This is a genomic window from Sphingobium sp. B11D3D (assembly GCF_025961755.1).
GTDB lineage: Bacteria > Pseudomonadota > Alphaproteobacteria > Sphingomonadales > Sphingomonadaceae > Sphingobium.
This window is the reverse complement of record NZ_JAOQOG010000001.1, coordinates 1188015-1200307: the sequence shown is the minus strand read 5'-3', so window position 1 is coordinate 1200307 and position 12293 is coordinate 1188015. Positions and strand designations below refer to the sequence as shown.

General features: G+C 65.8%; 14 protein-coding genes. All 14 read right to left on the bottom strand.

The features are described 5' to 3' along the window. Positions 1-18: 18 nt before the first annotated feature. Entirely contained in the window at positions 19-2544 is a 2526-nt protein-coding gene (gene ligD / locus M2334_RS05670; RefSeq protein WP_264604971.1) for a DNA ligase D, read from the bottom strand. Beyond that, positions 2544-3047, bottom strand: coding sequence for an MgtC/SapB family protein (locus M2334_RS05665; RefSeq protein WP_264570900.1), 504 nt, complete (start codon positions 3045-3047; stop codon positions 2544-2546). The genes ligD and M2334_RS05665 overlap by 1 nt, the downstream gene beginning before the upstream one ends. A gap of 1 nt (position 3048) precedes the next feature. Next, positions 3049-3984 carry a Ku protein gene (locus M2334_RS05660; protein ID WP_264585473.1) on the bottom strand — a complete coding sequence of 312 codons (936 nt, stop codon included), beginning with the start codon at positions 3982-3984 and terminating at the stop codon, positions 3049-3051. Between the two features lie 148 nt (positions 3985-4132). Further along, positions 4133-4672, bottom strand: coding sequence for a hypothetical protein (locus M2334_RS05655; RefSeq protein WP_264604970.1), 540 nt, complete (start codon positions 4670-4672; stop codon positions 4133-4135). A 170-nt stretch (positions 4673-4842) separates the two neighbouring features. Continuing rightward, positions 4843-5601 (bottom strand): prepilin peptidase, encoded by a 759-nt coding sequence (locus M2334_RS05650; RefSeq protein ID WP_264604969.1) that lies wholly within the window; start codon positions 5599-5601, stop codon positions 4843-4845. 7 nt (positions 5602-5608) lie between these two features. Next, a complete protein-coding gene (gene gspN / locus M2334_RS05645; protein ID WP_264604968.1) occupies positions 5609-6331 on the bottom strand; it encodes a type II secretion system protein N in 723 nt (240 codons plus the stop codon). Further along, on the bottom strand, positions 6328-6807 hold the full coding sequence (locus tag M2334_RS05640) for a type II secretion system protein M (RefSeq protein WP_264604967.1): 480 nt from the start codon (positions 6805-6807) through the stop codon (positions 6328-6330). Before M2334_RS05640 ends, gspN begins: the two co-directional genes overlap by 4 nt. Beyond that, positions 6807-7922: a type II secretion system protein GspL gene (gene gspL / locus M2334_RS05635; protein ID WP_264604966.1), complete on the bottom strand. Its 1116-nt coding sequence runs from the start codon at positions 7920-7922 to the stop codon at positions 6807-6809. The genes M2334_RS05640 and gspL overlap by 1 nt, the downstream gene beginning before the upstream one ends. After that, positions 7919-8959, bottom strand: a complete 1041-nt coding sequence (gene gspK, locus M2334_RS05630) for a type II secretion system minor pseudopilin GspK (RefSeq protein ID WP_264570906.1) — start codon at positions 8957-8959, stop codon at positions 7919-7921. Before gspK ends, gspL begins: the two co-directional genes overlap by 4 nt. After that, entirely contained in the window at positions 8949-9614 is a 666-nt protein-coding gene (gspJ, locus tag M2334_RS05625; RefSeq protein ID WP_264570907.1) for a type II secretion system minor pseudopilin GspJ, read from the bottom strand. Before gspJ ends, gspK begins: the two co-directional genes overlap by 11 nt. Then, entirely contained in the window at positions 9607-10053 is a 447-nt protein-coding gene (locus tag M2334_RS05620) for a GspH/FimT family pseudopilin (protein WP_264594122.1), read from the bottom strand. Before M2334_RS05620 ends, gspJ begins: the two co-directional genes overlap by 8 nt. A gap of 23 nt (positions 10054-10076) precedes the next feature. Further along, positions 10077-10448 carry a type II secretion system minor pseudopilin GspI gene (gene gspI / locus M2334_RS05615; protein ID WP_264594121.1) on the bottom strand — a complete coding sequence of 124 codons (372 nt, stop codon included), beginning with the start codon at positions 10446-10448 and terminating at the stop codon, positions 10077-10079. Between the two features lie 79 nt (positions 10449-10527). Then, entirely contained in the window at positions 10528-11037 is a 510-nt protein-coding gene (gene gspG, locus M2334_RS05610; protein WP_264570909.1) for a type II secretion system major pseudopilin GspG, read from the bottom strand. A gap of 3 nt (positions 11038-11040) precedes the next feature. Beyond that, on the bottom strand, positions 11041-12288 hold the full coding sequence (gene gspF / locus M2334_RS05605) for a type II secretion system inner membrane protein GspF (protein ID WP_264594120.1): 1248 nt from the start codon (positions 12286-12288) through the stop codon (positions 11041-11043). Positions 12289-12293 lie beyond the last annotated feature (5 nt).

The window sequence follows — 12293 nt, the reverse complement described above, 5'->3', positions numbered from 1 at the left end:
AACGGGTAGGGTACAGGCTTACAACTCCGGCAAGCTCTGCGCCATCAATCCCCAGCCCCGCAGCGACTTGTCCCGTGACCGCTCGATCAAGGCCTCCGCATCCGCGATGCTGAACGGATGCGCATCCTTCGCATCCTCCAGCTCCTCCCAGCTGATCGGCACCGCAACCGGCGCGCCAGCACGGGCGCGCGCGGAATAGAGCACCACCGCCGTGCCGCCCCGCTGGTTGCGCAGATAATCGATGAAGATGCGCCCCTTGCGCTTGGCCTTGCTCATCGTGGCGACGAAGCGCTCCGGCTCGGCCATGCTCATCGCCTCTGCGAAGCGATGCGAAAAATCCTTGTGCGTGTCCCAATCATGCCCCGGCGTGAGCGGAACGACCACATGCACGCCCTTGCCGCCGGACAGCATGGCGAAGCTGACCAGCCCGATATCCTCCAGTCGCCGGCGGATATCCCGGGCCGCGCGGATGATCTCGGAGAAATCCAGCGCCTCATCGGGATCGAGATCGAAGATCATCTTGTCAGGATGCTCGACATCGCTGGCCCGCGCGGCCCAGCCGTGGAACTCGATAGTCCCCATCTGCACGCAGGCGAGCAGGCCCTCGCTGTCCTGCACGTAGAGATAATCCTCCGTGCCGCCATCCTTCTCGCGAATGGGCACATGATGCACATGGGCGCCGAACGAACCGCTATCATGCTTCTGGAAAAAGCACTGCTTCGCCCGGCCTTGCGGACAGCGCACAAGGCTGATCGGCCGATCCGAGACGAAAGGCAGCATGATCGGCGCGATCGCCGCATAATAATCGGCGAGATCGCCCTTGGTCTGCCCGCTCTCGGGGAAGATCACACGCTCCCGGTTGGAGATCGGCACTTCGCTATTCGCCTTGGGTGCGGGGGCTTTCTTTTCGGGCGTCACGGCGGTCGCATCCTTGTCGCTGCGCAGCCCCAGGAAGCTGCCATGCCGAACTCGGCCGTCGCCGGTAAATTCCGCAAAGGCCACCTCGGCAACCAGATCCGGCTTGATCCACTGCGCGCCGCGTGCCTCGGTCCGAGGCACCTCGGCCGCCGGGGTCTTGCGCGCGCGGGTGGCGAAGCGAGCCGCGAGATCGTCCATCGTCGCCGCATCGAAGCCAGTGCCGACCTTGCCCTTGTAGACCAGCACCTGCCCCTCTCGCTGGCCCAGCAGAAGCGAGGCAAACGGACGCCCCTTGGCGCTGCTGCGGCTCCAGCCGATCAGCACGAACTCCTGCCGCAGCGTACATTTGACCTTGAGCCAGTTGCGGGTCCGCGCGCCGCGATAGGGCGCATCGATGCGCTTGGAGATAATCCCCTCACCACCCGCTTTACACATGGCCGTAAACAGCTTCTCGCCCGCGCCTATGACATGATCGGCGACATGAAGCGGCGCCTGTGCCGCGTGGAGCAGCGATTCCAGCCGCTCCTTGCGCTCGATGTTCGAACTGCCGCGCAGGTCCGCGCCATCGAGGCTCAGCAGATCGAAGGCGAAGAAGCTCAGCGCAGCCTTGCCCTCACCCTTGAGCGCGGCCTGCAAGGTCGAGAAATCGGGATTGCCGCCCTTACCCAGCGCCACGATCTCGCCGTCAATCAGCGCGGGCGGCAGATCCAGCGCGGCCAAGGCGTCGGCAATGGGCTGAAACTTGTCCGTCCAGTCGAGGCCGCTGCGCGTAAAGAGCCGAACATCCGCGCCGTTGACGGCTGCGAGTGCACGATAGCCGTCGAACTTGATCTCGTGCATCCACTCATTGCCCGTTGGCACCGCATCAACCAGGGTCGCCAGCTGCACGGACTGGAAATCCGGCCGCTTGGCTTTCGACTGAGCTTTCGACGTACGGCGTGCTGGCGCCGCCGCCTTCTTGGCAGCCTTGTCATTATGCGCGGCGGCGGCCTCCATCGCCTGGGTGAAGGCCTTGCCCTTCTTGCCGGCCAGCGACTGCGCGCCTGCCGTATCCGCCGCGATCTCCGCCATGGTGCGGTCGGTGAGCACGGATGTCAGTGATTGCTCCACCAGAACGTCGCCGGTGCCGGCGAATGCGTCGTCGATCTTGCGCAGCAGCCAGTTCTCGCGCTTTTCGCCAGGGCGCGGCTTCATCCGCACCAGCAGCCATTCGCCCTTCATCCGCTCGCCTTCCAGCCGGAAATGGAGGTGGCCCTTTTCGATGTCCTTGGCGCTCTTGCCTTCCACCGGTGCCCAGCTACCCTTGTCCCACAGCATCACCGTGCCGCCGCCATATTCACCCTTGGGGATGATCCCCTCGAACGTCGCGTAGGAGAGCGGATGATCCTCCGTCCGCACGGCGAGGCGCTTGTCGTCCGGGTCCACGCTTGGCCCCTTGGTCACCGCCCAGCTCTTGAGCACGCCGTCCACTTCCAGCCGGAAGTCCCAGTGCAGACGGGTCGCGTCATGCTTTTGCACGATAAACAAATTGCCGCCGGGGCTGCGCTCCTGCTTGCCTGCCGGCTCGGGCGTCCGCGTGAAATCGCGCTTGGCATCATAATCGGCAAGGGGGCTCTTGCGGGGCATCAGCTCTTCTCCTCTTCCTTGTCGGAGGGCCTGTCTGCGAGGCGAGGCTCGATCCAGCGCCGCTCCACCAGCCGCAGAAAGGTCAGCATCACCACCGACACGATGCTCGCCACCAAAACCAGCGGCCACTGCGCCGCACCGCACGCAATGCCCACCACGGTCGCCAGCCAGATGTGCGCCGCAGTGGTGAGATTATGGACCTCGCCCTTGCTGAAGACGATGAGGCCTGCCGCAATGATGCCGACGAACGTCCCCGTCGCCTCAAAGATACGCAGCGGGTCCATGCCCGACTGGCCGGTCGCCAGCTGGCGATAGAGCGAGATCGAGCTCACCGTCATCACCGCCGCGCTAAAGCAGATGAGGCCATGGGTACGAAGTCCGGCAGCGTGTCCGCGCAATTCCCGGTCCAGCCCCAGAGCCAATCCCAGCAGCGCCGCGATGCCCAGCCGCAGCATCACCTCCCCATCGACCCAATGCAGCGGCGTTCCGGGGTTGAGATCCATGTCAGGCGCTCTTGCGGCGACTCGACCGTGATGCGGTTGCCCGGCTTCCCGCCGCCTTCGAGGCCGGAGCCTTGGCGCTCTTGCTGGCGGTTGCCCGGCTCTTGGCGGGCGCGCTCTTGGTTGTGCCGCCCTTCTTCGCAGCCCCACCATCGCCAACCGACTTTTTGAGCGCAGCCATCAGATCGATGACATTGCTGCCGCCGGGCCGGCTCGCCTCCTCGGCATCCTCGAGGATGCGCTTGCCGCCCTTGGCCTTGCGCTTTTTTTCGATCAGCCCCTCGAGCGCCTCGATGTAGCGATCCTGAAATTCGGCCGGGTGGAACGGCGCGCTTTTCTTGTCGATCAGCGCGGTGGCGAGATCGAGCAGATCGGCCTCCGGCTTGGTGTCGCCGATATCGCGGAAGAAGCCCTGGGCCTTCACCACCTCGTCGGCATAGCGCAGCACCTCCATCACCAGCCCGCGCCCGCACGGCTTGATGGAGACCAGCTGCTCCCGCCCGCGCACGGAAAGCTGTCCCAGGCCGACCTTCTTCGCCTGCCGCAGCGCATCGCGCAGCACCACATAGGCTTCCTCGGCCAGATCGTCCGCCGGCACGACATAATAAGGCTTGTCGTAATAGAGCACGTCGATCTCGCTTGCATCGACGAACTGGACAAGGTCCAGCGTCTTGCGACTCTCGATCTTCACGGCCTCGATTTCCTCATCATCGAGCAGCACATACTGCCCCTTGGAAATCTCGAAGCCCTTCATGATCTCGTCGCGATCCACCGGCCCCACGCCGGGCGCGACCTTCTCATAGCGGATGCGCTTTCCGCTAGGCTCATGGACCTGATGAAAGGCGATCTTGGCGCCCGAACGCGTGGCGGAAAAGACTTCCACGGGGATCGAAACGAGCGCCAGCTTGATCTGCCCACGCCAATATGCACGCGCTGCCATGAGATACCTCCGGGAATGAACCCCGCGGGGCGGCGGTTGGTTCCCCCGTGCTGTCCTCGGCAGTTTGAACGAATTTTGGGATTAGGCGAAAGGCGGCAATTAGCTGCCTTTCCGGACACGACGACATTGCGGTCATTCGTCCTACGTCCTACGTATTTTCCAACTTGGCCTTGCGGAAATAACGGATGAGCGCCCCGTCGATCTTGGGCTTGTTGATTACCTTGAAGAGCCGATTAATTTCGGCCACCCCGGAATCCTCGACAGCCATCCTCAATGCCTCTTTTCGCATCTGACGGTAGTTGGCTAACAACTCTTGCTGATTGCCTGTTGACGCGTCGTGAATGTCCTCAACGCCCATGAATAGCGCCATACAGTGAACGGAAAGATCTTCGTCAAGATAGAGACGGTGCTTTTCAGTGAATTCTGCGATTGAGTGAACGACAACGCCAATCAATTCAGTGCGTTGTTCCTTCGTCAAATTGTAGTTTTGTATAACCTCCTCCGCAACGTTAGAGCCTTGGGAGATTTGTTCCATGAGGCCCTCGTAAGCTGCCAGACGCTTCTCAAAGATGCTTGGAGCAAAAAGTTCTCGTCGATTGCGCCGGCGCACGAACTCGTTAAGCAATGCTCCGACAATCACGCCGACAATGCCGATAGTAGACACGACGATTGGGACAAATTCCTTCATACGACATACTTACCCGCTTGCGCCGAAAAACGCGAGTTTGTGTCGGCGGTGATCGGGGCCGAACGTCCGCTCCCCACGCCAATCCTGACCGGCCCTCCCTTTCCTGTCATTCATGAAAGCTGATGCTGGGTCAGGTCGGCTTCTGTCCACGTTCCCTTAACGCATCACCGTCACCGGGCGATGGTCCACGCTAGCGCAGCGGCCAGCGGTGCAGCGAGGCACAGGAAGGTGCCGAACGGCAAGCGCATATCGCTGGTCAGCGCCCGCCCCTTGAGGCGCAGAATGACGGCCCAGATCAGCCCGCCCATGCTGGCCAGCAACAGCACGAAAGGCAGCAGCTGCCAGCCGAGCCATGCTCCGATGGCGCCGAGCAGCTTGGCATCCCCCAAGCCCAGCCCATCGCGTCCGCGCAGGCGCCGGTAGCTCATGGCCAGCAGGAACAGGCCGATATAGCCGATGGCGGCGCCGATCATGCGGTCCGCAAAAGGCGCGGGCACCAGCCAGTCGCCCAGCGTGAGGCCCAGCACGGCGAGCGGCAACGTCAAGGCATCGGGCAACCAGAAATGGCGTGCATCCAGCACCGCCAGTGCCAACAAGATCCACAGCGCGACCGCGACCAGCGCAGCAGCGGGCAACGGCAGCAGCCAGGCGCAGACGCCACCGATCAGCGCTGCACCCAGTTCCATCATCATATGCGCCGGATCGATTCGGGCGCCGCAGGTCCGGCAGCGGCCGCGCGTCATCAGGGCGCTGAGCAGTGGAATGAGATCGATCGCGCCCAATGTCCGCCCGCAGGCATCGCAGGCGGAGCGCCCGCGCATCACCGATTCGCCCCGCGGCCAGCGGGTGACGACGGCGCCGAGAAAACTGCCGGCGATGAGACCAAGGCCGCAGCCCAGCGCCACGCGCAACAGATCGGCCCCCAGCATCAGGCGATCAGAACCGGCCGACGGTCCGCAGCACCTGCTCGCCATTGACTGCCTGAAAGCCGTTGGCGCCCAGCGCCGCGCCGATCAGCGGATCGGTTGTGCGCATGCGCATCGTCGCCTCATAACTGCCGTCCTGCTTGATCCGCACGAACAGTTGCTCCTGACCGGACTGGCTGACCAGCGGCAGTTCCACCGCATCGCCCGCGCAGCGCACCGCGCCGGCAAGGCCATTGGCGAGGCCCAGCCCGCTCATGATCGCCGGCACGCGCGCGCGCACCCGCCCTTCCGCCTTGGCGCACATGCCGCCGGAGAAGTGGACGGTCATATCCTCGAACTCGACCCGGCTCACCGGCAGCGGCGCCAGCGGTGCGCCGAGCGCGACCGATCCGGTCACATCATCCACACCACGCCGGTTGAGCCCCAGCGTGAAGGCCCCGCTGATGTCATCGCGGTCGCCCAGCCGCCGCACGATGTCGATGCGCACGCGGCCCACGAACAGCTGGATCGGGCTCAGGAATACATCCACGGTGCCCAGCTGAACCCCGCGGATCTGCAGCTCCTCGGCGCCTCCCCACCAGATGGGCCCGCGCAGGGATCGGGCAGCGACGCCCATGTCCTTGAGGCCGAACAGCGCGAAGGCGGCATAAAGCGGCCATGTCACCAGCAGGGCGATCAGGAAGATCACGCCGAGCATGATGCGCGCCCGCGTCGTCTGGACCATCGCCATCATGGCTGTGTCTCCTGGAACACGGCCTGCACGGAGACGGTGCCTTCTGCCGCGCCGGGGACGATGCTGATCGTCTGGACCGCAACCCCGTCGGCCTCCAGCCGCGCGATCCATTGCAGCAACGGCCCGACGCGCGCCGAGGCGATGTTCACCGACATGCGGCCTTGCCCCTGCTGGTCGGCGCGATCGAGCGTGAAGCCCGCTTCCGCTGCTGTCTGGCCGATGCGTTGATCGACCGCAAGGCGCTCGCCCTGCACGCGCTTTGGCGGCTTCTGGCGCAATTCCGCGACCATGGCCCGCACCGACGCATAGCGATCCAGCGCGGCGCCTTGCCGCTCCCAGCCGGCTGCCAGGCCATCATTGACCGGGCGCCAGACGCCCAGCCACAGGAATATCAGTGACGCCACGATGCCCAGCCCCGCCATGAAGCGACGCTCGGCCAGGCTGTGATTGGCCCACCAGGTCCGCAGCCCCTGCATCAGCGCACCACCGTGATATCGGCGACGATCCGCGCGCCGCGCTGCTGCACGGCATTGGCGCTGATCCGCCAGCCGGCCTCCTGAATGGCGATCAGCACCTCATTGATCTCCTCGGCCTGATTGGCGGACAGTTGCACCCGCAGCGCGCCATCGCTGCCCTGATTGATGCTGGTGAGCGTGACATTGGCGTTGACCTGCATGGCGCTCATCAGCCCGGCGACCGTGCCGGTGAACCCGCCGCGCCCGCCCCGCGCGCCGAGCAAGGCGGTCACGCGCGCCTCTGCACCGGCCGCATCGGACACCGCGGGATCGACGCTTTGCGCAATCGCCACGGTCTGCGCGTCCAGCCGGGAGGCCTCCGCATTCAGCCGAACGATGGTGATGAGCGAGACGATAAGGCTGGCCAGCAAAATGAGCCCGAGCATGATAGCCATGCGCCGCCAACGATCTCTACCGAAAAGAGCCGGCGCGCGGCGGGCGAAGGCACCCTGCCGCAGATCCAGCGGCGGCGTCGCCAGCGCCAGCAACAGCGCCTCATCGACATTATCCGGCGGCAGACGGGTCAGCGGCGCCTCGCCGATGATGAGCGGCGCGTGCGGCTCGCTGCCATCGAACGCGCTGTCGCGCCCGCGCACCACGTCCGCGCCGCCAATGGGCGCATGGACAAAGCCGTCCTCGGGCGCCGGCAGCAGCAGCGCGGAGGGGACGAGGCTTGCTTGCGCGATGCCATGCTCTGCCGCCCAGTCCACCCAATGCGCCATGGCGCTGCGGCTGGTGACGGCCACGACATGCGGCGCATCGGGATCGTCATTGGCGGCAGCGGCGGCGTGAAGCTGGTCGCCATCGCCAATGCTCGCCTCCAGCGCCATCAGCCGCGCGGCGGCGGCGCCTTGCTTTGGCGTCATGCCGGGGCAGGCGATGAAGTGGAGCGTCGTCACATGCGGCGGGAGCACCAGCATGGCGTGGCCGACGGCGGGCTCGGTCTCGTTCGCCTGTTCGGGCGGAAACCATTCGGTGCCGCGTCCGCGCCGCACGATCTGCTCGTCCGCCACCCGATACCAGACCGGGGGCGTGTCGCTCTCGCGCGGCAGAACAATGACATAATCGTGCTTCAACTCTCGTCACCCCATTGGCGGCGCATCAGCCGGGCCGGCTGCGTCTCCGCATCGATCAGCACAATCTCACTCACCTGGTCTCCCCCGAGATCCGCCCGCAACGTCGCTTCGAACCAGCGCGTCTTGGCCACGGTCTGGTTCTTCACATCCTCGGGCAACGCAAGCCTGACAAGCTGCGGGAGAGACCAGAAGGCGTTCACGCTGCCATACCCATCCGCAGGGCGCTGCGCCAGCACCTGCCGCGCCTGTTCGAGCCCGAGACCGTCCGGCGCGAGCATGGCCAGCAGCACGGCCTGCCCCGGCAGCAGCGTATTGATGTTGATCGGCGAGAGCCGCGTCGTCGGCAAGGCGCAGACCCACGGGCGGATGCGCTGATAGACCTGCGGCGTCATGGCATTGACCATCAGCAGCTCGCTCGGATCGGCCATCAATGTGTTGGCCGCGCGATAGGGCGGATCGAACCCCGCATAATAATTGTCCTCCGCGCCGCCATTGCCCGGCTCTGAATCGCTGTCGATCCAGTCGGCGGCGGAAATCGCGATTTGCGTGGCGGCATTCTGATCCACGCCGAGCAAACGCATCAGTGCCGCGAACTGAGCGATGCCGACCGGCCGGGCAGCGAGTTGCATGGTGGAGGTATCCCCCTCTACCCCACCTGCCGGTTCCGGCCCCACGACCAGGCTGTTGAGATTGAAGCAGTTGCCGCGATCGACCAGTTGCACGGTCACCGCGCCGCCGGGCACGGAGATGGTCTGGTCGCGGCCCAGCCAGCCGCCCTGCAGGGTCGTGCGATCCGCATTCACCGCCACAAGGTCGCTCACCAGATTGGCCACCATCTGCTCGCCGGTCAGCAGATAGGCGCGGCCCTGATCGGCCGAGACGATGTTGCGGGTCATCCGGCTCGCCAATGTGAGCCGATCCAGCGCGACCGCCGTCACGACCGAAAGAATGGCCACGAGCAGCAGCACCGTGAGCAGCGCAGCGCCCCGCTCACGCGCGGGTATTGCCGCGCTGGCATGAAGGGGGTCAGGGCGCACTGGCAGCCTCCGCCCCTTCAGCCGGCGGCTGATACATGGCCGTGCCGACCGGGAAACGCAGCGTCACCGGCGCGGCGCCCCGGCGCTCCACGGTTATTTCGACGACGGTCGGCAGTTCGGTCGGCCGGGCGGGCGCCCAGCGGTCCTGCCAGGCGCCGTTGCGGGCCCGGTAACGCAGGCTGAGCGCGGTCACATTCTCGAACAGCACGGATGGGGCCGGCGGCTGCGCGCCATCGAGCGCCGGGTAGCCGATGCGTTCCAGCCGCCCGTCCCGCCACCAATATTCGATCTTCTGCAAGGTCGGTCGGCGCAATGTGGCAGGATTGCTCCAGCCCGCGCGCACGAACTGGATCAGCGGCTCCTCGCTCTGCGCGGCGCGGCCGAAAAAAGCCGGCGCGAACGTTCCGGCCTCCGTCCGGCTGATCCGCGTCACAGCCTGCGAGAGATCGGCATCCAGCAGGGACACGCCACGCTGCACATCGGCCAGCGCATCGAGATTGCGGCTGATTGCAGCCTGTCCGTCCACGCTGGTGCGCAACAGCACGACACCGGCCGTCGCGAGCATGGCGAAGATCATCACCGCCACCAGCAGCTCGATGAGGGTAAAGCCATCCTCGCCCGCATGGGCATGGCCAATAGCGCGCGCGTCAGTCACCGCTGGTCACCTTGCCATCCAGCGTCATGCGCACCGGCAGTTTCTGCCCGTCACGCTCCAGCGCAAAATCAAGCGGCTGATCGGCCTGCCCGACGCTGTCGAACATCACCCGCAGGCGCGTCTGCTGGCCGAGCGCGGCGCGGGTCTCGCCGGACCAGTCATGCGCGGCCAGCGGTCCTTCCGTGATCGGCTCCCACTGCCCCTGCGCCCGCCGCTCGAAACCATAAGCGGTGGTGGAGACCCACAGGGCGACCGGGCTTCCGGCAATGATGGCGCTGTCCCGCGCGGCATGCACACGGCCGGCAAAGCGGTCGACATCGCCCGAAACCCGCCCGCGCGGATCGGCCATGGTCAGGACGACCGCGCCCGAGATCAGCCCGATGATCGCGATGACGACCATCAGCTCGACCAGCGTAAAGCCAGCCGTGCCGCGCCTCACAGGAGATGCTGGTGCCCGCCGCATCATTGCGCCGGTCGCCCGAAGGTGAGCACGGCGGGCGACTGGCCCGGCCCGGCATCCACGCGCACCGTCACAATGAGCAAGCGCCCGTCTTCGCCCTTGGCGACCCGCTGGATCCACGGCCATTTGCGGCCGCCATTCTCGGCCACGCCGTTGCTGGCGCCCAGCGCTGGCGGCTGCGGATCGGTCATTCGTTCGATCATGAGGTTGCGCGCGACGATCTGCGCCATGGTCCGGCTGTTGAGATCGACCGAGGTCCGCGCCGAGACGCCCTGCAGACGCACCAGCGCCAGAGCGGCGAGGCTGAAGATAGCGAGGGCGACCAGCATTTCCAGCAAGGTGAAGCCGGCGGATGCGCACGCGCGGCGCGACATGGGCAAGCCCTGCCGATGACCGGGCGTGCCCCGCCTCATGCCTCAATATCCCTGACGGACCGGCGCCGGTGCGCTGCCCTTAAAGATCGCTCGAATAGATGTCGGCATTCTCGCCCTCGCCTCCTGTCTGGCCATCAGCGCCCAGCGAATAGACGTCGAAGGCGCCATGGCGGCCGGGCGCGGCATATTGATAAGGCTTGCCCCACGGGTCGTTCGGCAGCTTCTTGACATATCCGCCGACGCGATAGCGCTCCGGCTGGGCAAGGCCCGGCGGCGGCGCGGTCAGCGCGTTCAGGCCATCGCTGGTGCTGGGATAAGTGAGATTATCCAGCCGATATTGCTCCAGGGCGGATTCAATGACGGAAATATCCGCTTTCGCCTTGGCGACGTTGCTGGTGCCGAGCGCACCGAATACGTTGATCGCCACGATGGTGCCGAGCAGGCCGATGATGACGATCACCACCAGCAGCTCAATGAGCGTGAAGCCCTGCTCGCTCGGCCGCTGCGGCCCCCGCAGGGCAGGCCCGAAGGATCGCGACCGCCGTGCCTTGCGGCGAAGGGAGGAGGCAAGAAAACGCGCGAACTTCATGAGTCAGACTCCGGCACCGGTGAGATTCTGCAATTGCATGATGGGCAGCAGAATCGAGAGGATGATGATGGCCACGATACCACCCATCAGGATGATGATCAGCGGCTCCAGCATGGAGAGCGCCGCAGCGGTGAAGCTGTCGAACTCGCGCTCCAGATATTCGGCGGCGCGCTCCAGCATCAGGTCGAGCTGGCCGGCGCTTTCGCCGCTGGCCGCGAGATAGACGAGCAGCGGCGGGAACACATCGGCGCGACGCATCGCAGCGGAAAGACTGCCGCCGCCGCGCACCGACTCCACGATCTCGCTCGTCGCAGCCCGCAACACGCGGTTGTGGATGGTCGGCACGGTGAGCGAGAGGCCTTCCATCACCGGCAGGCGGCTCTGCACCATCGTTGCCAGCGTGCGGGCCATGCGCGCGGCGTGCAGATCGCGCAGCAGCCGGCCGACGAACGGCACGCCAAGCAGCATCGCGTCGGCACGCAGGCGCACATCCTCATTCTTGAGCGCCCGCCAGCCGATCAGACCGAGCGCGACCAACAGGATGAGGATCGCCCACCACCAGCTCGCCAGCATGTTCGAGATGCCCATCACGACGCGGGTGAGCAGCGGCAGTTGCTGGCCCAGCGTATCGAACTGCTCGACCACCAGCGGCACCACGAAGATCATCAGCGAGATGATGACGATCACCGCGAACGCCGCGAGAACGGTGGGATAAGCCAGCGCCGTCAACAGCTTGGAACGCATCACGGCTTGCCGTTCCAGCAAGACCGCCAGCCGCTCGGTGAGCATGGGCAGGCTGCCGGACCGCTCGCCCGCCGCGATCATCGCGCGATAGAGGCCGGGGAAGCTGCGCGGGTCCATCCCCATCGCCTCTCCCAGCGTGCGCCCCTCGACCACGCCCTGATGGACTCGCGAGACGATCTCCCGGACATGCGGCTTCTCGCTCTGCCGGGTGATCGTACGCAGCGCTTCTTCCAGCGGCGAGACCTGCGCCAGCGTGGAGAGTTGGCGCGTGAACAAGGTGAGATCCTTATTGGAGAGCCGATTGCGCTCGAAGCTGAGCAGGCTGCGCGCCGGCCGGGCCTTGCCTTCGGCCTTGGTACCCGAGGAACCCCGCCCCTCGCCGATGCGCACCACGAACAGCTTCTTCGCCGCCAGCGCGCTGCGTGCATCGGTGGCGGTTTCCGCGCGGATCAGCCCGCGCTTTTCCCGCCCGGCGCCGTCGATGACGACATAGTCGAACTCAGGCATGGCCG